Here is a 24,183-nt window from a genome sequence, read left to right as displayed (position 1 = left end):
TTATATAATTTTACCCTTTCTTTTTAAAAGAGTGATAATTTTTTGCGCGCCAACAATCCCTGATGGGATTTCAGTTTTCATTTTCTGTTGCACTATCTCAAAAGCATCGAGTTGAGCTTGGCGCAATAAAGGATTAGATAAAAGTTGTTCTACCTGTCTTGCTAACATGCCAGGACGGATCAATTCATTCAAATATTCTGGAATAATCGGCTTATCAGCAATAATATTTGGAAGAGCAGCACTCCATAACATCATTTTAGGAAAAATAAATAATTTAGAAAAATGATCAAGTTTATAGCAAAGAGCCATAGGAATTTTTGCTAAAGCTAATTCAAGAGAAACCGTTCCATGGGCTGCAAGAGCAACATCTGCTTGTGCAAAAGCATGCCATTTTTCATCTTCACCCACAACAATTTCTACTTTGCTTCTCCAGCCCTGCACAAAGTCACAGATTCTATCCACCAAATGGGGCAAAGTTGGTAAAATAATCTGTAAATGAGGGATACGTTGTACGAGAATCTCCACTGTTTCTTGAAAAACTGGCATTAAGGAACGAATCTCTAAATTGCGTGATCCTGGCAAAATAACCAATGTAGGCGATGATGTTTGTTGACCACACAAATTTCTTTGTTCTTCTTGGCGCTTTTTTTCTAACTGAACTCTCAAAAGAGGAGGATATGTCAAAAGACGATGTCCAACATAAGTGGTAGAAGGACCTCCCAAATCCTGCATAACCTTTTCTTCAAAAGGAAAAACCGCTAAAACATGATCAACAAATCCCCGCATAGCTTTTGCACGCTCTGGCCTCCATGCCCAAACGGTTGGTGCAATATATTTAATAATCGGAATAGAAGGCGCTAAAGCGCGAACCTTTTTTGCAACACGATGCGTGAAATCGGGACTATCAATAATAATTAAACAATCAGGTTGTTCTTGTGCAATAAATTTGGATAAATTACGAATATGCAGTAGCAGCAACGGTAATTTTTTCAATACCTCCTTTAAGCCTATTAAAGCAATATCATGAGAATCAAAAAAGCTTTTTAAACCTAATGCCTTTAAATGCTGCCCTCCAACACCTATCAAATGAATGTTGCCTCCTATTTGTTGTGATAAACAAGAAATTAAATCCGCTCCAAGCAAATCACCAGATTCCTCACCTGCAACCACAGCAACTTTTAAGAAACAATCATTCATGACCAAACTTTTCAAAAGTTTCTATAAATAGAGAATATTTGTTAGCTTTTTCTATTGTTGTTTTCACCGATAATATGAGACTTCTATTTGCCTCCACCGCAATACCAGATAAACCACTCTTTGCAATATTCATTATTGTCACAGGCCCAATTGATGGCAAATCAACGCGATTATCCTGTTGTGGCTTTGCACATTTAACAAGGACACCACCTTGAGGGGGAATTTGCCCTCTTTCTCGCATCTCACAAACACGCCATAACATATTATCGGTTCCCTCAGCGCCTTCCAGAGCAACCACCCTTCCTTGAACAACGACAACAGCTTGTCCAATATCCAATTGACCTAAAAGCTTTGCTGCTTCTGCTGCTAAAACAATATCTTTCTTTTCTTTCTGTGTAGCACGCCGTACTGTTAAATTAAATTCTACGGGCGCTAAAAGATCTGGAACTATTTCGTGAGCACCGATAACACAAAAACCATGCGCTTCAATAACCCGTACAAAAGCTTTTAATAACGCATCGTCTCCCCTCCTCAAAGCCCCAATTAACTTAGGAAGAGCTAAAAATGTTGTCCAGTCCAATCGCAATTGTGTAAGGAGTGGTCGCTTTTTCACACCACCTGCCAAAACAACATTATAAACTCCAACCTCTTTTAAGATTTTAACGAGTCGCGCTAACTCTACAATTGATAGCTCGCAGTGCTCATAACGATAAAGAACAGAATCTGCCTCACCATGCAAAAGCACAAGAAAAGGATTCTCTCCATTCTTCTCGAGAGCTTGCGCAACAGTAATCGGTAGAACACCACTTCCTGCTATAATAGCAGTACGGCCGGAAAGAAAATTTCTGGCACCCCACATAGGCATTTTTAATCCTTATGTTCCTTTATTCTATCACCTTCAAATTTTGGTGTACAATAAAAACGCTTTCCTTCTTCTTTAATAAAATTAACAACGTCAGAAACAGACTGAAAAGAAGAATAGAAAGAAGCAACATCATTAACACGCTCTTTAAAGGGCTTGCTATGATCAAAAAGCATCGTAATCGCATGACGCAGTGCATGAATATCTTGACGATCAAAACCTGCACGTTTCATACCAATAATATTGATTCCGGCAAGTTTTGCCTGCACACCAACAGCTGTTCCATAAGGAATTAGATCACCCACCAGTGCAGATACACCACCGATAAATGCATGATGTCCAACACGAACAAATTGATGAACAGCAGCACCACCACCGATAATCACATAGTCACCAATAGTAACATGACCAGCAATCATTACATTATTAGCAAATGTTACATGATTGCCTACACGGCAATCATGAGCGATATGCGCATAACAAAAAAATTGGCAATGATCACCAACAACTGTCATTCCAACGCTCGAATCGGAGCCTCTATGCATAGTTACGCCCTCACGAATCGTACAATTCTTACCAATAGAAAGAGTCGTAGCCCCTCCTTTATGTTTATTATTTTGCGGCTCTGCTCCCAAAACTGCATGAGAAAATACTTTGCTCTTAGCTCCTAACGTTGTCTTCCCCATAACTACAACATGACTTGTCAAACTACATTCATCACCAATAACAGCCTCTGAACTAATATGGCAAAATGGTCCAACGCGTACATTCTCACCAAGCTGCGCTCCCTTCTCTACAAGAGCCGTTGGATGGATTCTCGTACCGGACATTTTTAAATTCCCATCAAATATCGTTTATTCTTCTTCAACAATCATCGCAGCAATCTCTGCTTCAGCGACACGGACATCTTCTACTTTTGCAACGCATGAAAAACGTCTCATACCAGATCTCTTTTTCAAAAGCTGAACATGAATTTTAAGCTGATCACCAGGCATAACAGGTTTACGAAATTTCGCATTATCAACCGTCATAAGGTAAACTAAATTTGTTCGCTTATTGCCTAAATTTAAAAGTGCTATTGCTCCTGCCGTTTGTGCCATAGCTTCTAAAATCAAAACTCCAGGCATAACAGGCTTTGTGGGAAAATGTCCCGTAAAATGTGGCTCGTTAATCGTTATATTTTTAATACCAATCGCTTCTTGTTCACCATCAATGTCAATGATACGATCGATTAATAAAAATGGATAACGATGCGGTAATATTGATAAGAGTCTTTCAATATCAACAGCCTCTAAATCTTTAGCTCCTTCAGTGCTGATCATCTCAGCTTTTCTCCTTTTTAACTTTTCCCATATTGCGCAACGTCGCTACTTCACGAAACCATTGTTTAAATGGTCGCGCTGGACTCCCTCCCCATTTTTCACCATCCGGAATGTCATTCATAACACCACTACGCGCAGCGATCCGAACACATTTACCTATTACGATATGATCCGCTACTCCAACTCCCCCGCCAAGTTGAGACATATCCCCTATCGATGTACTTCCCGCAATGCCACATTGAGCAGCAATAAGACAATAACGACCAATTTTTACATTGTGGGCAATTTGTACAAGATTATCAATCTTGCTTCCTTCTCCAATAAAAGTATCTTGAAATGTTCCTCGATCAATCGTGGTATTCGCCCCAATTTCCACACTATCTTCAATAATAACGCGACCAAGTTGTGGAATTTTCTCGATTCCATCTTCCCCCCCGACATAACCAAAACCATCTTGCCCAATGCAAACACCAGGATAAAGCTGAACCCTATCACCTATTAAGGAACACTGGACGGTTACTTTAGGAGCAATATAGCAGTCACGTCCAATACGGCAATTTTCACCAATAACAGCTGTGGATGAAATAAGAGTTCCTGCACCAATCTCAACATTTCTACCGATAACAGCTCCCGCTTCAATACACACATCATGAGCAAACTTAGCCGTCGGATGAATATGCGCATGCGGTGAAATCTCTTTCTGTCCTAACCAAGGCATTGGCTTGACAGAATCAGGAAACAAAACACGACCAACCTGAGCAAAATCACGCTGCGGTGTGGATGTCACCAAAATTGCCATTGTGTCAGGAACTTTAAAAACAATATCATTCGTACAAAAAACAGCAACAGCAGAACTATCTCGTAGAGCATCAGAAAATCTCCGATGCTCCACGAAAACAAGAGAGCCTTCCACAGCACTCTCAAGCGAAGAAAGAGTATTGATAACTTTATGAGAAAACTCTGGATTAAGAAGCTTTGCACCCGTCAACTCAGCAACATTTGCAACTGTCAATTGCCGGGACGGCGTAAAAAAAAATGTATCCGCCATCAAAACACTTTCTCTCCCAGCTTAAGTTATTCTCTTCAAGTTTTTCCTTCTTAAAAATACTCAAATCAGAACTTCGTAGAAATACCAAAATTCAATTGCTGCAAACGATCACCCTCCTGCTTTGTTATTGGCCAAGCATAATCAAAACGCAAAGGACCAAACGGAGAATCCCACATCAAACTCACACCTGCAGATGAGCGCCACGCACTTTTGGTATGGGTAACAGGTGGTTCACCCTTAAAAACGGCTTTATAATTATTACCATAGAGTGTAGCAACATCCGCAAATAAAGCACCGCGCAATCCAAATCCTTCAGGCACAACAGGAATAGGAAACTGTACTTCAGCAGTCGCATTCATATATGTCGTTCCCCCTAAGAAATAAACTTCACCCTTACTGGAAACTTGACGAGGACCTATCCCATTGTATTTGAATCCTCGGATCATATCAGTATTCGCTTTAAACATATCGAAAATACGAACACCCTCTTTACCTATTTCGTGGATATAACCACCGCCAAAGGAAAGTAAACCAACAATATCCCTCTGATCAGAAAGAGTCTTGTACATCATCGCCTTACCCGTGGTCTTCAAGAACTTCGCACTCCCGCCAAGTCCTGCATATTCCTGAAGAAGATGCACGTACCATCCATCATGGGGATTTCTCATATCATCAATCGTATTATAGGTTAAACCATAACTAATCGATGAACGTTTCCAAGGACTTTGCTTAGCTGCTTGAACAATCGCACCAGAATATTTCGCGTATAACTCTATTATATCACTCTCTTTGTTGAAATCATACTCTCCGCCAAAATCATATTCTTCCTGTACATAAGAATAAGCGACATTCGCAGATAATTGATTATTAATAGGGAGTGAAAACCGCAGTGATCCCCCTGTCTGTCGTACATCATAGGCTTTATCAGCACGATAAGTGCTGCGAAAAACATCAACGCCAGCCGATAAACGGTAGCCTAAGAAATAAGGATCAACAAATGATAAATTATAATTACGGGATTTTTCTTGCCCCGCTCCTAACCCTAAACGAACGTACTGACCACGTCCCCCAAGATTCCGCTCAGTAACAGAGACTTCAAGTGACATACCAGGGCTTGTTCCCCCCGTTGTATATCCTCCAGAAAGAGAGAGATCTCCTGTTGAAGCTTCAACGACATCTATCACTAAAACAACCTGATCAGATTGCTCAGTGGGAACCATTGAAATATTAACAGCTTTGAAGAAACCTAAACTTTCTAGACGACGTTTCGCACGCTGCAATAAAGTTTGATTGTAAGCATCTCCTTCATTTAAATCGATCTCACGACGAATGACGTAATCACGCGTTTTCTCATTGCCACGTATATCAATACGCTGAATATATGCACGTGTACCTTGTTCAATATTATATAAGATTGAAATCGTATGATTTGCTAAATCACGATTTCCCCGTGGTTCAACTTTAGCAAAAGCATATCCTGAATCAGCAACCTTATTATTAATAATAGCAACAGACTGTTCAATATCTTCTGCACTATAAACATTACCTGGCTGGGTTTTAAGCTTGCCTTTCACGGATTGAACGTCAATTCCATCAACATCACTTTCAACCTGAATATCACTAATTTTATAGCGCGGACCTTCATCGAGAACGAAAGAAATTTTATACGTATTGCTTGCGGAATCAAAAGTCGCTTTAGAAGAAACAACACGAAAATCTGCATAACCACGATTATAATAAAAGCGCCGTAAAGCTTCTTCATCAGCAGCAAGGCGCTCTTCACTGTAAACATCGCCTCCCAACAACTTCGAAAAAATTCCTGAAGACTTTGTTGAAATCACATCACGCAACCGACGGCTTGCAAAGACAGTATTTCCCTTAAAAGTGATATCACTAATCTTTGTTTTTTGTCCTTCAACAACATTAAACACCACATTAACACGCCCTTTTCCAAGATTAATCGTTTGAACGTTAACAGTGATATTATTACGACCTAGCGTTTTATAAGCTTCACGAATTGTATTGATATCAGCAGAAAGCTTAGCAGAATTAAAAGGTTCATTTGGCTTTAAAGAAATAAACCGTTTAAGATCTGGGTCTTTAAAAGATTTATTTCCCTGAAATAATATTTGATTGACAACCTCATATTCTTTTACGAATACAATCAATTTATCACCCACTTGATTTATCTTAACATCATAAAATAAACCTAATTCGAAAAGATTTTTCACAGCATGATCAACATCACCACTGGAAATCCCTTGTCCAGCCTTAATACCCATATTGTCCCGAATCGCCTGAGAACTTACAAACTTATTCCCACGAACCTCAATAGAACGGACTACAGATGCTTGTATTTCTCCAACCGCAGCAATTGACATAAAAACCGTTGCTGGGGCAATCATCCCCATCTTTAACACCAACACAGATGCTGCATTTAAAAACTTTGAATTCGTAGTCATTGGCTTTTTTACCTTACTCTTGTTCCTTGGACACGATGCCTTAAAAAGCTAACTGCCATAACAACCTTTTTACAGCGAGACTTTTCATCCCTTAATTACTCATTATAATGTACGATGCCACAATATTTTGCAGACATGGTAAACAACCTTCAATTTGTTCTTGCTATTATTACTCAATTTACAAAGTGTTTTCCATAATTTAATTAGCTAAACCAACAAAAATAATCATTAAAGAAGACAAAAATCATAAAAAGGAGAAGAAGGGAAAAACCTAAACGAAAAAAAATTCCCTGAATTTTAGTGGATATTTTTCTCCCAGTAATGACCTCAATGACATGAAATAAAAGATGCCCACCATCAAGCGGTAGAATCGGGAAAAGGTTAATAAGCCCAACGCTTATTGAAAGAAAAGCGGCCAAATTTAATAAAGAGATAAAACCTGTCTCGCTCACTTTCCAAGCAATTTTTACGGTTTTAGAAGGCCCACTTAGCCTACAACGATCTTCTTTGCCTCCAATTAAACGACTCATAAAAAAAACAGTTTGAGTGGCAATAAACACAGTACGGTTTAAGGATTCTCCTATAGCTGTTACAAAATCATAGCGAATATGTTTTATATAAGTTGGATCTAAACGTGGAGGATTATTTAAATCAACAGGAACACCTACACCGATCATAGCACTTTGTGTTCGATTCCCAAAACCATCATCTCGCTCAATGACTTTTGGGGTAATGACAGTGGTAAACACGCGCCCCATGCGTTCTATTTTAAACTCTATCGGTTCTCTTCCATGAAAAGCAACATAATTCATCAAATCTTCAAAACTTTCAACCCGTCGACCATCCATTTCAACAAAACGGTCCCCTAATTTCAAACCGGACTGAATAGCAGGGCTCTCTTTTACCAAAGAACCAACAACGGGTTCAATGGCGACACGACCATAAATAAAGAAAAAAAACGTTAGAATAACAATAGTAAAAAGAGCATTGAAAAAGGGGCCAGCAAAAACAGTTGCAGCTTTTTTCCAAGCATGCGCACTGGCAAACGAACCATCAACAATCGGAGATGATGGTGATAATAGCGCCTCGTTTTTATCCTCCTCCCCAACAAACTTTACATAACCGCCTAGAGGGATAAGTGCTAAACGCCATTTCGTACCATGCTTATCTATGTAACTGGCTATTTGTGGTCCAAACCCAAGGGAAAAAACTAATGCCTTAATACCACACCACCGCCCAATGAGATAATGCCCAAATTCATGCACAAAAATAATAAGCATAATGATAAAAAGAATACTCAAACTTCTTAAAAGAAGATCACCCATAGTGACCATATGATTTAAAAGTCCCAAAATATCTTCTCCCCATTAAATCATACTAAAAAGATTAAAAGGTGCATCCATATCAGACATCAATGAACCAATTAAATAAAGAAGACAAGTTGCTCCTACCAATCCATCCATACGATCCATAAAGCCACCATGTCCAGGCAATAAAGAACCGGAGTCTTTAACAGAAAAACGTCTTTTAAGCCATGATTGTCCTAAATCACTCAATTGTGAAATAATTGACAAAACAAGTGTAAGGAGTGGCACAAAAAAACTTGCTAAATTTATATCAAAAAATACAAAAGCAACCCATATACCACCGAAAACGCCGACAAATGTACCACCAAGTGCTCCTGACCATGTTTTATTAGGAGAAAATTGTGGTGCTAATTTAGCCCCCCCCAATGCACGTCCGATAAAATATCCACCAATATCGGTTCCCCAAACTATCGTATATAAGAAAATAACAACTTGGAACCCCAACATCTCATGATCCCGTAAAAAGCATAAAGCTACAACAGGAAAAGATGCATATAAAAAACCACAAAAAACCCAACCACTGTTTTTTATAGATATAATAGCCAACACCGCAGCCAATACGATTAAAACACAAAAAACCAATGGGGCAGATACATTCAACATTAAAAAAAAGCCAAAGAGCAAATAAAAAATACTTGCTAATATCTTTTGTAAAACACACCATTTCTCTTGAGTAATACTCATCCACTCATAAAGAATAAAACCGCCAATACACCATGTGAACAGAAAAAATGAGATCCCCCCCAACCATGTTAGATACAAAGCAATAACGCCAAACACAAAAGCTGTTAGAATACGATAAACCAAATTAGACAAAACAACATCCAAACAATAAAAATAGAAAATACAAGCTCTAAAATTGATGCAATAAAAATTTCCCTACCTCGTATTTTTATTTCATACTTGTACAAATTTCTCTTATAATTTACCATAAATGATTTAGTCTACCAAGATAGCGCTTATAAGACGAATAATCAATGAAAACAGATCAAAAATCTTCCTTATCTAGATTAATCTTAAAATAAATTTTCAAAGATTTTCTTAAACATAAAATGAGAACGCAGTTATCTACGCCCTACATAAATTAACTTAGAGGTTTTTTTTCGCATAAAAGAGCTGCTCTATTAACTCTTCATCATTAAAAAACGAATTACGCCCCATAACATCCGCTTGTCCCATTATCTTGCGTGCAGGTCTTATAATGGATGATAAGGAGTAAGGTATTATTTTTGTGCCATATTACCTCAAACCCACCTTAGAATATTTGAGTCATCCCTCATAAAGTTTCTCATCATGTGGTTTAATAATGCCTCCAGTTAAAGGGAAGATTTCACTCATAGATTAAGGAATAAAAGCATAAACCCTTTAAAATCAATCCTTTCCCTATTAAGGTGATCAAATAGCTTCCTTGCATCAAACATTGCTATCACAAGGCACATGACACCCTGCTCTTATCCATAAAAATAATTTACACGCTGAGAATAAAATATTTTTTCTAGCAGAAAAAGTCTTAAACGTGCATAATTTCAGATTCTTTCACGGCTAAAATTTTATCAATATCAGCAATGGTTTCATCTGTGAGTTTTTGAACTTTTTCGGATAAACTATGGGCTTCATCTTGTCCAATTTCACCATCTTTTTCTAACTTTTTCAAATTGTCCATACCATCACGACGAACATGACGTGTCGCAACACGCGCTTGCTCCGCATAGTGATGCGCAATTTTTACAAGTTCTTTACGGCGCTCTTCATTCAACTCAGGTAAAGGAATACGTAAATTCGTACCATCAGTTATAGGATTCAAACCAAGACCAGAATCGCGAATAGCACGCTCGACAGCTCCTACCATCGTTTTATCCCATACAGAAACAGACAGCATCCGAGGTTCGGGAACAGAAATATTAGCAACCTGATTAATGTGTACAACAGAACCATAAGATTCAACGGTCAACGGTTCTAATAAACTTGCCGATGCCCGTCCCGTCCGTAAGCCACCCAACTCATGTTTAAAAGCCGTAATAGCGCCATCCATGCGACGTTTCAGATCATCCATAATTGATGCAACATTCATATTTCTGTCTCCTTCAATTGTCCTTTGAAGCTTACTCTTATTCCGATACTATTGTAAAGCGCCCTGTTCCATTCAAGACCTTCGCTAAACCACCTTTTTCATGAATGGAATACACAATAATCGGTACATTATTCTCACGGGCTAAAGTAACCGCCGTTGAATCCATAACCGATAATCCCCATTGCAAAATTTCAACATGTGTTAATTGGTCAAAACGCTTCGCTGTAGGGTCTATTTTTGGATCTGCTGAATAAATACCATCGACTTGTGTTCCTTTAAGAAGAACATCCGCACCAATTTCTGCTGCACGTAACGTCGCAGCAGAATCAGTGGTAAAAAATGGATTGCCCGTACCACCCGCGAAAATAACAACTTTTCCCTGATTCATATAAGCTATTGCTTTACGTTGCGAGAAACTTTCACAAATTTGTGGCATAGCAATCGCAGAGAGTACAACAGTTTCAACGCCTAATTTTGTCAATGATGTTCGCAATGCTAAAGAATTAATAGCCGTTGCTAGCATTCCCATATGATCACCTGTCACGCGATCCCCACCATGCGAAGCAACAGCAACACCACGAAAAATATTTCCCCCACCGATAACAACCGCAACTTCTATCCCCATTGCGCGTACTTCTGCAATATCAGCGGCAATACGGTCGACAACAGAAACATCAATGCCAAAACTTTGTCCTCCCATAAGAGCTTCACCAGAAGCCTTTAAAAGAATACGCTTATACGAACGTGTTAATGCCATTCATAATCTCCCCAAAAGCACATTGTCTTTTTGCTTTTGACACCACGAAGGGCACCACTTTTTTCACGTGACGCCCTCACAATAATTACATCGTTTCCATCAGAGTTTCTAAAACCAATGATGATTTTAAATCCCTGATCAAGAATTTTCAATAACTAGCCTTTTGCTGCTGCCGCAACTTCTGCAGCAAAATCAGACTCCTCTTTTTCCACACCTTCACCAAGTGCAAAACGAACAAAGCCTGTGATTTTTGCTGGAGCTCCAATTGATTTCTCAGCGTCCTTTAAAGCAGCCTCAACAGTCATATCAGGATTCATAACAAAAGCTTGAGAAAGCAAAACAACCTCTTCAAAAAACTTACGCATACGCCCTTCTACCATTTTTTCAATGATATTTTCAGGTTTTCCAGACTGACGTGCTTGATCTGAAAAAATTGCTTTTTCACGTTCAACAGCACCAGCATCAACATCTTGTGCTGTAAGCGCCAATGGATTGGTTGCCGCAATATGCATTGCAACCTGCCGACCAAAAGCAAGAGCAGCTTCTTTATTTCCCGTTGTTTCAATTGCAACCAAAACACCAAGCTTTCCAAGCCCATCAGACACACTATTGTGTATATAAGTCGCAACAACACCATTCTCAACAGACAATTTAGCGGAACGACGAAACGTCATATTTTCGCCAATTGTACCAATTGCATCTTTAATTGCAAGCTCTACAGTCTTCTCAGAGCCTGGATAAAGAGAAACAGAAACAGATTCAACATCACCTGGCGTATCCAAAGCCGCAGTTGCTACTTTGCGCACAATGTCTTGAAATCCATCATTGCGTGCAACAAAATCTGTTTCAGAATTAATCTCAACCAAAACTGCATGTGAATCTTTTGATACGACTCCAATTAATCCCTCAGCTGCTGTACGACCAGCCTTTTTATCTGCTTTTGCTATGCCTTTTTTACGAAGCCAATCAACAGCAGCTTCCATATCACCATTGGTTTCTGCCAACGCTGCTTTACAGTCCATCATTCCGGCGCCAGATAATTCTCGAAGTTCTTTTACTTGTGCAGCAGTAACGCTCATATTTGCCTCTTCATTCTGTAACAATGAAAGCGTGCAAACTCCTTCTGCACGCCTATAACTTTTTCTTTAGATAATAAAAGCACCTTAATTAGGCGTTTTATATTACTCAGAAACTGCTGAAACCGCATTTTCTTCCAAAATAGGCTCTACAGGCGCATCAACTTGAGCTCCTAAATCGATACCCATTGCACCTTGCTGGCGTGCAATACCATCAAGAGCAGCACGAGCAAAAAGATCGCAATAAAGAGAAATTGCACGTGAAGCATCGTCATTCCCTGGTATTGGATGCGTTACGTCATCAGGATCACAATTGGTATCAATAATGGCAATCACTGGAATTCCCAAACGTTTTGCTTCTTGAAGCGCAATATTTTCTTTATTCGTATCGATAACAAAGATAAGATCTGGAACAGACCCCATATCTTTGATACCACCAAGCGCACGATTAAGCTTTTCGCGATCACGTTCAAGATTTAAACGTTCTTTTTTGGTAAAGCCTTGTGCTTCAGCAGCAAGAATTTTGTCAAGCTTCCGCAAACGATGTATAGAATTAGAAATCGTTTTCCAATTTGTCAGCATGCCGCCAAGCCAACGCGCATTAACATAATATTGAGCAGAACGATTCGCCGCATCAGCTATAATCTCAGATGCCTGACGTTTCGTACCAACAAAGAGAATACGACCACCGCGCGCAACAGTGTCTGAAACAAGTTTAAGCGCTTGATGTAAAAGTGGAACAGTCTGAGCAAGATCAATAATATGAATATTATTACGCTGACCATAAATATAGGGAGTCATTTTGGGATTCCAGCGATGAGTCTGGTGACCAAAATGCACACCTGCTTCTAAAAGCTGGTGCATAGTAAAATCGGGTAGTGCCATAAATCTTATCCTTTCCGGTTCAACCTCCGCGGAAAAAGCAGGAAAACCTACTACCGGCGGATGCTTGCTAGACTTTTCTCACAGATTATCTACAAAAAATTATCTACAAACACCCAAACTCCGCGTGTGGAATAGCGCAAACATACTAATATTTGATTCTTTTTCAAGCTATTTTCTTCAATCATTTAATATTTGCATTTTCACATTGATCAAGATCTTGTCCAAGTTCAAGGAATTCAAGACTGTTCAATTTTGCACGCACTGAAAAAGTTCCATAATCTATATGAAGATCACGCATGACACCATTCTCATGTAAGAGAAAACTGCTCTGATAAATTGGCAAACCATCTTTATTTTCACCATCATCAAAATAAGAGATTGTAATAGGCCAATATTTTTCTTTATCCAATTTTTTTATTTTTTCCGTCTCGCTATCAGATAAAAGCGCTTTCTTTTCCCCGATAACAATACTTTCTTTTATAACTTTATCCGCTTTATTTGTCCCATCAAAGACAGTAACATTATAAAAATGATCCCCCGCTTTTGCATGGCGAATAATATTCTTTAATTGCATTATTGGAAATTCAGCCATTGCAAGCTTATACTCTTTTTCCTTTGGCTTTTTTAAGGTAACTGTAATACCATCTCCTGTCCGCTCAGCGACCCCTTCAGCACGATGCGCAACCTCTTCCCCTTCTTGATCGGTAACATTAAAACGAAACGTACGGCTATCTCCTGCTTCATAACTCGTCGTCTGTTGATCTGTTAAACGGACCGGCATATCTTCAACATGAAGACGGCTAATGAAACGAAACCGTGTGCTATAGCCTTGGCATGCTGAACCAGTCAGCTCGTAAACCATTCGCCCTGACATTCCAGAAATTGTCATTTCATGAGAAACATTATCGAGCTGAAAATCATAAATTGCTCGATGAGGCACAATAAAAACAGGCTCTTCAGCTCTCACCGTACAGAAAAAAACAATATATAAAATTATTGTAAATAATGCTCTAATCATTCCCAACTTCCAAACTTTATTCCTGTTCCATAACATCATACAATAAGGCAAAAAAGGCTAATTTCTCAATTAACCACACATTTCCTTCAATAAAAAAATAGGTTATGCAATGATCTGTTTATAGAATAGCTATGGAGTTTAAATTATGACCAATGTGATTGAAAGAAACTTAGAAAAATTCGGAATCACTCTTCCTGCAGCAACGCAACCCCTTGCTAATTACATCACAACTGCACAAAGTGGCCATCAACTCTTTATTTCTGGACAGCTCCCTCTTATGAATGGAAAACCTATAGCCATCGGGAAAGTTGGTAGCACTGTGAATACTGAGCAAGCCAAAAAAGCATCTGAAGTTTGTGCTCTTAATATTCTCGCTCAACTCAAAGCAACTCTGGGTGACCTCAATAGAATAAAACGCGTGGTAAAAATTACTGTTTTTGTGGCTGTTGATTCCCATTTTACCGATATCCCTTTTGTCGCCAATGGGGCTTCTGATTTATTTGTCAATATTCTTGGTGAAATTGGGAAACACGCCCGTTCTGCTATTGGTGTTTCCTCTCTCCCTATGGATGTTCCTGTAGAAGTTGAAGCCATCATAGAAATCTAAATCTTCATTAAAGACAGTGCGTTCTTTAAAGATCCCTGAAGTCAAAATATTTTTTATCTTACACTCTGATAAACCTTGCACTTTTCTATTTTGATATTAAAATTTCACCCTTACAATAAAAGGAAATATTCGTATGAAACAAGCTTATGACAATAACAATATTTTTGCTAAACTCATTCGTAATGAAATCCCTTCTGTTCGCGTTTACGAAGATGATGATGTTATTGGATTTATGGATATCATGCCACAAGCACCAGGTCATACACTGGTCATTCCTAAAAAAGGCTCTCGAAACTTACTCGATGCCGATACTGAAACATTATTTCCTGTTATTAAAGCTGTTCAAAAAATCGCTAATGCTGTTAAAAAAGCCTTTCAAGCCGATGGCATAACGATCATGCAATTTAATGAAGCGGCTAGTCAACAAACCGTTTATCATCTCCATTTCCATATTATACCACGTATGGAAGGAATAGAACTTACCCCTCATAATGAAGTGATAACACCTACAGAAATACTTGAAGAGAATGCCAAAAAAATTCGTGCTGCCCTGTAATAAGTCCTCTTGTAGCGTGTTCTTAAGATGTTGCGCTTTTCTTTCCTACAGTTTCTTTATTAAAATTTTTCGTTTTACTTTTCTTTGAGCCAACAGATAGATTAGAAGAGGAAATTTTTAACTGTAATCTTTCTTTTTCGCCATTTGATTTTTGTGTCAATACGCGAACGATGCCACCGTTGCGTAACTTTCCAAATAAAATTTCATCTGCTAATGGCTTTTTAATATATTCTTGTATAACCCGTCCTAATGGGCGTGCTCCCATCTGAGAATCATATCCTTTATTGGAAAGCCATAAAGTTGCAGAAGAGCTTAATTCAAAACAGATCCCTCGATCAGCTAATTGTCCTTCAAGCTGAAAAATAAATTTTTGCACGATCTGATTGATCGTTAAGTAAGATAAAGGTGCAAACGGAATAATTGCATCCAACCGATTACGAAATTCTGGCGTAAATAACCGATTAATTGCTTCTATATCTTCACCATCACGGCGGGCTTTCCCAAATCCAATCGCTGATTTTGCCATATCTGAAGCACCAGCATTGGTTGTCATAATCAAAATAATATTGCGGAAATCAATTTTCTTGCCGTTATGGTCTGTTAATCGACCATAATCCATGACCTGCAATAAAATATTAAATAACTCTGGATGGGCTTTTTCAATCTCATCGAGCAATAAGACTGCGTGAGGTTTCTGATCAACGGCATCTGTAAGGAGACCTCCTTGATCAAACCCTATGTAGCCTGGAGGAGCACCGATTAAGCGCGCTACCGTATGGCGTTCCATATATTCTGACATATCAAAACGTAAGAGTTCAATGCCTAAAGATGATGCAAGCTGTTTTGCAACTTCAGTTTTTCCAACCCCAGTTGGTCCGGAAAATAAATAACTTCCTATTGGTTTATCTGGTTCGCGTAAACCTGCTCGCGCCAATTTTATGGATGAAACCAAGGCGGAAATTGCCTGATCTTGCCCGTAAACAACATGCTTGAGTTCTCTCTCAAGCTTACTCAATATCTTCTGATCATTCCGTGAAACTGTTTTGGGTGGAATCCTTGCAATTGTCGCAACGGTCGCTTCAATTTCTTTAACACCGATAGTCTTTTTGCGCTGTTTTCGTGGCAACAGCTTTTGTGCTGCGCCACTTTCATCAATAATATCAATTGCTTTGTCAGGTAATCTACGATCAACCATATAGCGTGAAGATAATTCTACAGATGCCTTCATCGCCTGATCTGTATATTTAATCTGATGAAAATCTTCAAAGTAAGGCTTCATCCCTTGCAAAATCTTAATCGCATCAGAAACAGAAGGTTCATTAATATCAATCTTTTGAAAACGGCGCTCTAAAGCACGATCCTGTTCAAAGAATTTTCGATATTCTCTGTAAGTTGTCGACCCAATACATCGCATAGTTCCAGAAGATAACGCAGGTTTTAAAAGATTTGCTGCATCCATATTTCCCCCTAATGTTGCTCCAGCTCCAATTAAGGTATGAATTTCATCAATAAATAAAATAGCATCTGGATAAAGCTCAAACTCTTTAATAACTTGCTTTAATCGTTCTTCAAAATCACCGCGATAACGTGTACCAGCAACAAGCCCCCCCATATCAAGAGAAAAGATCGTAGCATTTGATAAAAATTCAGGCACTTGCCCATCAACAATACGCTTTGCCAATCCCTCAATGATAGCGGTTTTCCCTACTCCAGGATCACCAACCAAAAGTGGATTATTTTTTGATCTTCGACATAAAATCTGAATCATGCGTGAAATTTCTCTTTCACGACCAATTAATAAATCAGTTTTTCCATTTCGTGCTTTACAGTTGAGATCAATACAATAACCCGTTAAAGCACTTGTTACCCTTTCATCATTGTCTGAAATCTGCTGATCTAATTGCTCTTCAAGTCCTTCAAGTAACATGGATAATCCATCATCACGCGTCATACCATGTGAAATAAAACGGACAGCATCATAGCGTGTCATTCCCATCTCTTGAAGAAAATAGGCTGCATGGCTTTCACGTTCAGAAAAAATTGCAACAAGAACATTTGCCCCTGATACTTCATCTTTTCCAGCAGATTGAGCATGTATCACCGCACGTTGGATGACACGCTGGAAAAAAGCTGTAGGCTTTGTATCCTCATCAGCTCTAATCTGTTCATCTAACTCTGAGCGAAGATAGTTGGTTAATCGCTCGCGCAATTCCTCCACATCTACTTGGCATGCTTGAATAACGGAATTTGCATCGGCATCATCTAACAGTGCAAGGAGAAGATGTTCTAATGTTGCATATTCATGCCGCGCTTGAGTGGCAATTGTTAATGCACGATGCAAAACCTCTTCAAGACTAGGTGTAAAAGATGGCATAATTCCTCACTTCCATTCCATTACACATTGTAACGGATGTTCATTTTGACGAGCACATTCCCTCACTTGTACGATTTTCATTTCAGCAACTTCATAAGTATAAATTCCACATTCCCCTATCCCATTGTGATGAACATTTAACATAATCCGCGTTGCCTCCTCGAAATTTTTTTTAAAAAAGTTTTTCAAAACGAAAACAACAAAATCCATAGGCGTGTAATCATCATTCAGTAAAAGAACGCGATATAATTTAGGTTTTTGGAGTTTTGTTCTAGCCTTAGGTATTATAACCGCACCCTGCCTACCTTCCTCCCAATTCTTGCCCTTTTCATTATGCATAATGCGGGATTTTTCATTATGCATAATATGAGATATAGAGTTTATTATGAGTATTTGTCCCATTATTGTTTTCCATGCAGCAAATTTTTTATTAATTTTAAGTTCTTTCAAAACTATTGCAATAACTCTTTTGTATAAGAAAAAACTTTCCCCTTATGGTTAATTTAAGTCACTCATAAAATAATTTCTGTAAACAAATTAGTAATACCATTCGTCTAAACTGCATCAACACGTTACAGAACAGGAAGTTTTATAGAGGTTTTTCACGGTAAATGGAGAAATAGGATACTGCAAGTGTATATTAATGATCAAAAAATTATGCGCTGCTATAAAAAGATAGCAATTTCTTTCGTTATGTTAGTTTTTTCTTGTTGTTGGGCATCAGCAACACCTCAGGGAGCCTATCCTGATAAGTATGCGGCTATTGTTATAGATGCATCAACTGGGAAAACTCTCTTTCAAGCCAATGCAGCACTGAAACGTTATCCTGCTTCTTTAACCAAAATGATGACATTGTACCTCCTGTTTGAATCTATGCAGATGGGGCGTGTGACACCCAATACTCCAATTCCTGTTTCACATTATGCAGCAATGCGTCCACCAACAAAAATTGGATTTAAAGCAGGCCAAACAATTTCTGCAGAAGCCGCCGCTAAAGCACTTATTACAAGATCTGCAAATGATGTTGCTACAGCCATTGCAGAATATCTTGGAGGGAGTGAAAAAAAATTCGCTCGAATGATGACCGCAAAAGCGCGTAAACTTGGCATGAAACATACACATTTTGCCAATGCTTCAGGACTTCCAGATGTACACAATTACTCTACGGCACGAGATATCGCCACTTTGTCATTAGCCCTCCGTAAACATTTTCCAAAACAATATAAATTGTTCAAAATAAAAAGTTTTAATTTCCGTGGACATACAATTAACAGCCACAATAAACTCGTCAAAATAATGAAAGGAGTCGATGGAATTAAAACAGGTTATACACAAATGTCAGGTTCTAATTTAGCAACTTCAATGCGTCTTGAAGGACGTTCTATTGTCGCTGTTGTTATGGGAGGTAAATCATCTACTGCACGTGACGAGCACATGGCTAGCTTATTGAACCAATATTTGCCCAAAGCAAACCAAATGAAAAGTGGGGAACGTTTAATGGCCTCTGTACACTATCACTTACCCACTGGCGCAAAAACTCCTATACCAACCATTAAAACTGATTCAAATGATTTTGACGATGAAATTTCAACTATGTTGACAGCATTTGCAGAACAACCTAAAAACTCTAATGTTGCAATAACAGCTGTAAATAGAGTCATTGTACCAATACCTAACCCTCAAAAAGCTATATCGGTTGAGACTCATAAAATTGTAAACGCTTCTTTGTCCACAAATGCCGGATGGGCTATCCAAATTGGTTCTCTTCCTAGTAAAGAACAAGCAAACACTCTGCTTTTAAAAGCAAAAAACACAGCTTTTTCTACTTTAAAGAGTGCCTCTTCACATATGCAACTGTTTGAAAAAAATGGGCAGCGTTATTACCGTGCCCGATTTACAGGATTTCAATCAAAAAAAGCTGCATTTGATGCTTGTTCTACACTAAAGAAAGCAAATTTTAACTGCTATACTGTAGCCTACTAAAAGTTTTTGAATTCTGCGTTAAGGATAGTATTATGACAGATAATGCTTTTGCTTCATTCCATGAAAAAGAAAAATTATTGAAGCAATCATCCCTCCTTTCATTGCTTTCTCTTCACGATGCTGCAGTAAAACTTACTGGTTTAAAATATAATTCAACTGCCTTAGATACACAATCTCTTGTTAATCTTCTCATTTGTCAAACAATGCGCAATCGTCGTCTCATGATGCCTCCTGTACGCATTCATTTACGTGTTGCGAGTCAAACTGGTAATGTACCTATTAAAATCCGTCTAGGAGCGACAAATATTTAATTATACAAACCTTTTCTAAAAAAATTATTTTATTATTGCACCATCATCTACAGTCTGAGAAAATCCTTTGATAGACATAATTCTTTTTTATTAAGTCGTAGGAATTATATTTATGGCTTTTTCAATTATCCAATATCCTCAAGCTTCCAATCAAACTATTTTTTAAGGACACAGAGAATACAAAATATTTTTTCACTTTTTGATTTAATAGCAAAAATTGTTCTTGATATCTTTCTGAAAAAAAAATGAACCCTACATGGGATGAAAGCTTATCATTTTAGAGTTTATTGTAAAAGTGCAATAAAGAAAATTCTCTTAATAACGATTTCCTCTACAACAGACACACTGTAAAAATAAAATCACTTTTAGAGATGCAACTGGCTTTTTAATTATTTTCATTGCTTCTAATGATAAAGATATACGAAATTCTTCTTTATCATCTTATCAACCTAGCATACCTTCAGCAGGGATTATCCATAAATCATCCTCAATCTAATTCTCAAAAATATAAAGCAATGGGTGTTTACGAATACCTCTAAGAATAAACAAACGTAAGTTAAATGTGTTATGGTTGCCGTTTGTTCAAGTTTTTTATATAAAAAGCAGGCTCTTCTCTTCAGTTCATTACTGATAAATTTTGTGTTTTATGGTGTTATTTTCTTAAGAGAGCTCATGCTTTTTCTATTGCCTACAAATCAACATCCAAATCCAAAGCAACAATATGTTTCAGACAAATGTTAAGACGATTTAGTGCTTTCTCTGCTGTTGCAGCTCTTGTCTGTCAAATGGAAGCAATAACATTGCATATCTCTATTTGTATAATCTCTGAAATAAGCAGACAACCTAATTTGGGAAGAAATATGAAGCTTTAAAGATAAAAATTAACCCCAAGCCTCGCCATTTCCTTTTAATTCAGCTTTACAACTTTCAAAAGTACCTAAAGCGATGTCCTTAAATAATGAAGATTATGCATTATCTCACGCTTTTGTTTATCGCGTTCTTTAATGGTATTACAATCTTCATGTAAAACAAATTCACGAATGAGAAACACGATAATGTCCTATATCTACATTCTATTCTTCATGAAAATTTTGACAAATATTTTTAATGTATATGCTATTATTTATTTTAATTTTTTACCGATACAAGATTTTAAATAAAATTGGAATTTTTTTATAAGAAACAAAAAACATAAGCCTTCTTACGAAAAAGAAATGTAATCCTTCCCCAACGAGTCCAGTTATGGATTGAAAAATATTCCAGCCCTTAACAAGATATTGCATTGACTGCGAGACCACCTTTACTTGTTTCTTTATAGCGTTCGCTCATATCATGACCCGTCTGACGCATTGTTTCTATACAAGCATCAAGAGAAACAAAATGTTCCCCATTACCATATAATGCAAGAGAAGAAGCCGTTACTGCCTTAACCGCCCCCATTGCATTACGCTCAATACAAGGAACTTGGACAAGACCTGCAACTGGATCACACGTCATTCCCAAATGATGCTCAAGCGCAATTTCCGCTGCATTTTCAATTTGAGCGGGCGTTCCACCTAACGCCGCAGTCAACCCCGCCGCCGCCATTGAAGATGCCGTTCCAACTTCACCTTGACATCCAACTTCTGCACCAGAAATAGAGGCATTATGTTTGATAACACCGCCAATCGCTGCTGCCGTCAATAGAAAATTATGTATTCCTTCTTGATCTGAATCATCATTAAACTGAAGATAGTAACGTAAAACTGCGGGGACAACACCAGCAGCCCCATTTGTTGGAGCAGTAACAACACGACCACCCGCTGCATTTTCCTCATTGACTGCCATAGCGTATACCGAAAGCCAATCATTTGCCCAAAGTGGATAATTGAAATTTTTCTTTTGATTTTTCAAAAGCGTTTCATGCAGCTTTTTAGCACGCCTTAGAACACGTAATCCACCAGGCAACTCACCTTCTTGTGAAAGACCTCTATCAATACAATTTGTCATCGCTGAAAAAATTTCATCAAGTCCTGCATCTAGAGAAGAACGCTCGATCTTTGTTTCTTCATTTAAGCGCTTCATTTCAGCAATCGAAAGTCCAGATTTTTCCGCCATTGATAACATTGTACGCGCAGAATCAAAAGGGTATGGCACCTCAAATGCTTCTGGTTGCATGTCACCATTCATATGGCTTAATTCATCCTCAGTCACAACAAAACCACCCCCGATAGAATAATAAATCTGCCTTAACAGAACATTCCCATCCGTATCAAGTCCTTCAAATGCCAACCCATTCGTATGTCCAGGTAAGATTTCTTTTCGTTCAAAAATAAGATCACTTTGCAAATCAAACTGGTAAGCGGGATGGTCTTCTGATTGCACTTTTTTTTCACGGATAACTTTTTCTAACAGAAATTCCATATTATCAGGATCAACAGTCGAAGCTTTTTCTCCTAAAAGTCCTAATACAATAGCCCTATCTGTCGCATGACCAATACCTGTAAAAGCTAAAGAACCGTAAAGATAAACACGTATACGAGAAACTTGAATATCGGATGACTGAGAAAAATCTCGTATCTTTTGCAAAAACATATTAGCAGCTGTCATCGGCCCCATCGTGTGCGAGCTAGAAGGACCAATTCCAATTTTAAAAAGTTCAAAAACAGATAAAAACACGTATCACCTCAAAACTGTAGTATGGTTTGAGCATACGCTTTTTATAACGTTTGTCTCGTTTAAAATCAAATTGCGAGATAAACCAAAAAAATGACAGCAATAAACACGAATGTTGCTCGTCTTGCTACCACCCAACACTTTCTTTCTATAGTGCTTTCCATAGTCAACCTTTAAAATGGACAATACCCTTAGAGTCATCACTCTCTTAATTTTTCAAGCGTAGTAAAATAAGTGTTAACATGCAAGACTAGAATTTAACAAACCTTTTTTAAAGTTATAATTTACTGTATTTACATATCTTTTTTACTGTGAGGGATCCTCGAATAAAGTTAAGGGAATAGGGTTTGCAACATGTCCTATAGGACGCCTTCTTTTTTAACGAATTTCTCCAGTAATTTTTTTAATCTTGCTATATCTTGTTGCGAAAAATTTTCTAAGTTTCTAACAAACATGCCAACAATTTCACATCTGCATGAATTAGAAGGCTTTATTGTAAAACTCTTTCGACATGCATAGGCTTCTTTTCTTAAAAGTAATGCTTCCTTTTGATCTAAACCATAAAGCTCTATGATCTTTTCTTCCATACCAACAGGTACAGATTTTTTGCCAATCTCGACTGAAGATAAAAATGATACAGATACGTCTAATTTCTCAGCCATATCTAAGAGACGTTCTGAGTGCTCAACGCGAAGTTTACGTAAAATTTTACCAAAAGATGTAACCATATAAAAGGTCCTGTTAGAGAAGAAATATTCCTTCTGATTCTAACAAATCTTTTTCAAACTTTCCTCAATTATTACGAATCAGAACTTCTTTTCGAGGTGTTTTTTTGCCATACCTGCTACCCAAAGGGTATCAACTTCTAAAAATTGACTTGAAGCTGCAATGTAGCTACATTATAATAAAGGTTATGAATGGAGGTACCAATCATGAAAGCCGATTCTGTTGTTCGCGCTCGTATTCCTGCTGAAATGAAAAAACAAGCTATGATTACTTTGGAACGCATGGGATTAAGTGCATCAGACCTTATCCGCATAACATTCTTGCGTGTCGCTGAAGAAGGTTGTTTACCTTTTGAGCTTAAAGTACCTAATAGTGTCACACGTAAAGCTATAAAGGAATTAGACGAAGGTAAAGGGAAAACATTTAAGAACGCTGATGCCCTTTTAAAGGACTTAGGCATTTAATATGCTGATACCTGTTCGCTCACGACAATTTAAGCGTGACGTGCGCAAGGTGGAAAAACGCGGTAAAAATATGAATAAGCTGCGTACACTGTTGAGTCTGCTAATTGAAGAGAAGCCATTACCAAATCATTATTGTGATATCCACTAAAGGGCGATTGGGCGGGATTCCGTGATAGTCATATCGAACCAGATTGGCTGCTTATTTATCGAATTGAAGGAGATACATTACATCTTATTCGTACTGGAACTCACTCCGACCTTTTCAAAGAATAATTGTATGAAAAATTAAAAATACTCTAACTTTTAGCTATCCATTTTTTTAAATGTGAGAAGCTATTCCCTAATGCGTCCATGAAACGGGATAAATCAATTACAAACATAAAGACAATAAAGGCTAACCACTTCACAATACGTGACATCATCTTTAAGCCTTGATAGGTTT

The 24,183-nt window shown here is 38.0% G+C and carries 23 protein-coding genes and 1 pseudogene; 6 read left to right on the top strand and 18 right to left on the bottom strand.

All coding sequences use genetic code 11. The annotated features are described in order from the left end of the window. The 14 genes from lpxB to PVV70_RS08310 all read right to left on the bottom strand — a co-directional run bounded on the left by lpxB (position 1) and on the right by PVV70_RS08310 (position 14,065). The gene (gene lpxB, locus PVV70_RS08375) at positions 1 to 1,197 is read right to left on the bottom strand and encodes a lipid-A-disaccharide synthase (RefSeq protein WP_273758829.1); all 1,197 of its coding nucleotides are present in this window, start codon (positions 1,195 to 1,197) and stop codon (positions 1 to 3) included. Beyond that, positions 1,190 to 2,062, bottom strand: coding sequence for an LpxI family protein (locus PVV70_RS08370; RefSeq protein WP_273758810.1), 873 nt, complete (start codon positions 2,060 to 2,062; stop codon positions 1,190 to 1,192). The genes lpxB and PVV70_RS08370 overlap by 8 nt, the downstream gene beginning before the upstream one ends. A gap of 2 nt (positions 2,063 to 2,064) precedes the next feature. Next, positions 2,065 to 2,889, bottom strand: coding sequence for an acyl-ACP--UDP-N-acetylglucosamine O-acyltransferase (lpxA, locus tag PVV70_RS08365; protein WP_273758809.1), 825 nt, complete (start codon positions 2,887 to 2,889; stop codon positions 2,065 to 2,067). Positions 2,890 to 2,913: 24 nt separating this feature from the next. After that, positions 2,914 to 3,381: a 3-hydroxyacyl-ACP dehydratase FabZ gene (gene fabZ, locus PVV70_RS08360; protein WP_273758808.1), complete on the bottom strand. Its 468-nt coding sequence runs from the start codon at positions 3,379 to 3,381 to the stop codon at positions 2,914 to 2,916. A gap of 1 nt (position 3,382) precedes the next feature. Then, positions 3,383 to 4,429, bottom strand: a complete 1,047-nt coding sequence (lpxD, locus tag PVV70_RS08355; protein ID WP_273758807.1) for a UDP-3-O-(3-hydroxymyristoyl)glucosamine N-acyltransferase — start codon at positions 4,427 to 4,429, stop codon at positions 3,383 to 3,385. A gap of 65 nt (positions 4,430 to 4,494) precedes the next feature. Further along, entirely contained in the window at positions 4,495 to 6,891 is a 2,397-nt protein-coding gene (gene bamA, locus PVV70_RS08350; protein WP_273758806.1) for an outer membrane protein assembly factor BamA, read from the bottom strand. Positions 6,892 to 7,094: 203 nt separating this feature from the next. Further along, entirely contained in the window at positions 7,095 to 8,243 is a 1,149-nt protein-coding gene (locus PVV70_RS08345; protein ID WP_273758805.1) for an RIP metalloprotease, read from the bottom strand. A gap of 15 nt (positions 8,244 to 8,258) precedes the next feature. Next, the gene (locus tag PVV70_RS08340; RefSeq protein ID WP_273758804.1) at positions 8,259 to 9,074 is read right to left on the bottom strand and encodes a phosphatidate cytidylyltransferase; all 816 of its coding nucleotides are present in this window, start codon (positions 9,072 to 9,074) and stop codon (positions 8,259 to 8,261) included. Between the two features lie 694 nt (positions 9,075 to 9,768). Then, positions 9,769 to 10,329 carry a ribosome recycling factor gene (gene frr, locus PVV70_RS08335; protein WP_139413154.1) on the bottom strand — a complete coding sequence of 187 codons (561 nt, stop codon included), beginning with the start codon at positions 10,327 to 10,329 and terminating at the stop codon, positions 9,769 to 9,771. 37 nt (positions 10,330 to 10,366) lie between these two features. Beyond that, positions 10,367 to 11,086, bottom strand: a complete 720-nt coding sequence (pyrH, locus tag PVV70_RS08330; RefSeq protein WP_273758803.1) for a UMP kinase — start codon at positions 11,084 to 11,086, stop codon at positions 10,367 to 10,369. After that, positions 11,077 to 11,238 (bottom strand): hypothetical protein, encoded by a 162-nt coding sequence (locus PVV70_RS08325; RefSeq protein ID WP_273758802.1) that lies wholly within the window; start codon positions 11,236 to 11,238, stop codon positions 11,077 to 11,079. Before PVV70_RS08325 ends, pyrH begins: the two co-directional genes overlap by 10 nt. A 3-nt stretch (positions 11,239 to 11,241) precedes the next feature. Beyond that, entirely contained in the window at positions 11,242 to 12,165 is a 924-nt protein-coding gene (tsf, locus tag PVV70_RS08320) for a translation elongation factor Ts (protein ID WP_273758801.1), read from the bottom strand. Between the two features lie 102 nt (positions 12,166 to 12,267). Further along, complete coding sequence (gene rpsB, locus PVV70_RS08315; RefSeq protein WP_273758800.1) at positions 12,268 to 13,047, bottom strand: 30S ribosomal protein S2; 780 nt, start codon at positions 13,045 to 13,047, stop codon at positions 12,268 to 12,270. 181 nt (positions 13,048 to 13,228) lie between these two features. Then, positions 13,229 to 14,065, bottom strand: a complete 837-nt coding sequence (locus PVV70_RS08310; RefSeq protein WP_273758799.1) for a cell envelope integrity EipB family protein — start codon at positions 14,063 to 14,065, stop codon at positions 13,229 to 13,231. A gap of 145 nt (positions 14,066 to 14,210) precedes the next feature. On the opposite strand from PVV70_RS08310, the gene PVV70_RS08305 reads away from it, so the two are divergent. Further along, positions 14,211 to 14,672: a RidA family protein gene (locus PVV70_RS08305; protein WP_273758798.1), complete on the top strand. Its 462-nt coding sequence runs from the start codon at positions 14,211 to 14,213 to the stop codon at positions 14,670 to 14,672. Positions 14,673 to 14,805: 133 nt separating this feature from the next. After that, positions 14,806 to 15,228 (top strand): HIT family protein, encoded by a 423-nt coding sequence (locus tag PVV70_RS08300; RefSeq protein WP_273758797.1) that lies wholly within the window; start codon positions 14,806 to 14,808, stop codon positions 15,226 to 15,228. A gap of 22 nt (positions 15,229 to 15,250) precedes the next feature. Here the strand turns inward: PVV70_RS08300 and clpA are convergent, their stop codons facing one another. Together clpA and clpS are read right to left on the bottom strand one after the other, a co-directional pair. Next, complete coding sequence (gene clpA / locus PVV70_RS08295) at positions 15,251 to 17,602, bottom strand: ATP-dependent Clp protease ATP-binding subunit ClpA (RefSeq protein ID WP_273758796.1); 2,352 nt, start codon at positions 17,600 to 17,602, stop codon at positions 15,251 to 15,253. A gap of 6 nt (positions 17,603 to 17,608) precedes the next feature. Continuing rightward, positions 17,609 to 18,004, bottom strand: coding sequence for an ATP-dependent Clp protease adapter ClpS (gene clpS, locus PVV70_RS08290; RefSeq protein ID WP_273758828.1), 396 nt, complete (start codon positions 18,002 to 18,004; stop codon positions 17,609 to 17,611). A gap of 231 nt (positions 18,005 to 18,235) precedes the next feature. On the opposite strand from clpS, the gene PVV70_RS08285 reads away from it, so the two are divergent. Both PVV70_RS08285 and PVV70_RS08280 read left to right on the top strand, forming a co-directional pair. Further along, on the top strand, positions 18,236 to 19,585 hold the full coding sequence (locus PVV70_RS08285) for a D-alanyl-D-alanine carboxypeptidase (RefSeq protein WP_273758795.1): 1,350 nt from the start codon (positions 18,236 to 18,238) through the stop codon (positions 19,583 to 19,585). Between the two features lie 32 nt (positions 19,586 to 19,617). Then, the gene (locus tag PVV70_RS08280) at positions 19,618 to 19,896 is read left to right on the top strand and encodes a hypothetical protein (RefSeq protein ID WP_273758794.1); all 279 of its coding nucleotides are present in this window, start codon (positions 19,618 to 19,620) and stop codon (positions 19,894 to 19,896) included. 1,266 nt (positions 19,897 to 21,162) lie between these two features. Here the strand turns inward: PVV70_RS08280 and PVV70_RS08275 are convergent. Next, complete coding sequence (locus PVV70_RS08275) at positions 21,163 to 22,554, bottom strand: L-serine ammonia-lyase (RefSeq protein WP_273758793.1); 1,392 nt, start codon at positions 22,552 to 22,554, stop codon at positions 21,163 to 21,165. Between the two features lie 356 nt (positions 22,555 to 22,910). Next, positions 22,911 to 23,279 (bottom strand): helix-turn-helix domain-containing protein, encoded by a 369-nt coding sequence (locus tag PVV70_RS08270; protein WP_273758792.1) that lies wholly within the window; start codon positions 23,277 to 23,279, stop codon positions 22,911 to 22,913. A 204-nt stretch (positions 23,280 to 23,483) separates the two neighbouring features. Between PVV70_RS08270 and PVV70_RS08265 the strand changes: the two genes are divergently transcribed. Next, the gene (locus PVV70_RS08265) at positions 23,484 to 23,741 is read left to right on the top strand and encodes a type II toxin-antitoxin system RelB/DinJ family antitoxin (RefSeq protein WP_273758791.1); all 258 of its coding nucleotides are present in this window, start codon (positions 23,484 to 23,486) and stop codon (positions 23,739 to 23,741) included. 1 nt (position 23,742) lies between these two features. Beyond that, positions 23,743 to 24,014: pseudogene (locus PVV70_RS08260) on the top strand (type II toxin-antitoxin system YafQ family toxin). Positions 24,015 to 24,183 lie beyond the last annotated feature (169 nt).

The organism is Bartonella sp. AU55XJBT (assembly GCF_028618525.1).
Note: the sequence above shows the minus strand (reverse complement) of the source record. Positions and strands in the feature narration are given on the sequence as shown.

Coding starts and splice junctions, on each gene's coding strand:
- lpxB (WP_273758829.1), bottom strand. CDS start 1,197: ATGAATGATTGTTTCTTAAAAGTTGCTGTGGTTGCAGGTGAGGAATCT.
- PVV70_RS08370 (WP_273758810.1), bottom strand. CDS start 2,062: ATGCCTATGTGGGGTGCCAGAAATTTTCTTTCCGGCCGTACTGCTATT.
- lpxA (WP_273758809.1), bottom strand. CDS start 2,889: ATGTCCGGTACGAGAATCCATCCAACGGCTCTTGTAGAGAAGGGAGCG.
- fabZ (WP_273758808.1), bottom strand. CDS start 3,381: ATGATCAGCACTGAAGGAGCTAAAGATTTAGAGGCTGTTGATATTGAA.
- lpxD (WP_273758807.1), bottom strand. CDS start 4,429: ATGGCGGATACATTTTTTTTTACGCCGTCCCGGCAATTGACAGTTGCA.
- bamA (WP_273758806.1), bottom strand. CDS start 6,891: ATGACTACGAATTCAAAGTTTTTAAATGCAGCATCTGTGTTGGTGTTA.
- frr (WP_139413154.1), bottom strand. CDS start 10,329: ATGAATGTTGCATCAATTATGGATGATCTGAAACGTCGCATGGATGGC.
- pyrH (WP_273758803.1), bottom strand. CDS start 11,086: ATGGCATTAACACGTTCGTATAAGCGTATTCTTTTAAAGGCTTCTGGT.
- tsf (WP_273758801.1), bottom strand. CDS start 12,165: ATGAGCGTTACTGCTGCACAAGTAAAAGAACTTCGAGAATTATCTGGC.
- rpsB (WP_273758800.1), bottom strand. CDS start 13,047: ATGGCACTACCCGATTTTACTATGCACCAGCTTTTAGAAGCAGGTGTG.
- PVV70_RS08310 (WP_273758799.1), bottom strand. CDS start 14,065: ATGATTAGAGCATTATTTACAATAATTTTATATATTGTTTTTTTCTGT.
- PVV70_RS08305 (WP_273758798.1), top strand. CDS start 14,211: ATGACCAATGTGATTGAAAGAAACTTAGAAAAATTCGGAATCACTCTT.
- PVV70_RS08300 (WP_273758797.1), top strand. CDS start 14,806: ATGAAACAAGCTTATGACAATAACAATATTTTTGCTAAACTCATTCGT.
- clpA (WP_273758796.1), bottom strand. CDS start 17,602: ATGCCATCTTTTACACCTAGTCTTGAAGAGGTTTTGCATCGTGCATTA.
- clpS (WP_273758828.1), bottom strand. CDS start 18,004: ATGGGACAAATACTCATAATAAACTCTATATCTCATATTATGCATAAT.
- PVV70_RS08280 (WP_273758794.1), top strand. CDS start 19,618: ATGACAGATAATGCTTTTGCTTCATTCCATGAAAAAGAAAAATTATTG.
- PVV70_RS08270 (WP_273758792.1), bottom strand. CDS start 23,279: ATGGTTACATCTTTTGGTAAAATTTTACGTAAACTTCGCGTTGAGCAC.
- PVV70_RS08265 (WP_273758791.1), top strand. CDS start 23,484: ATGAAAGCCGATTCTGTTGTTCGCGCTCGTATTCCTGCTGAAATGAAA.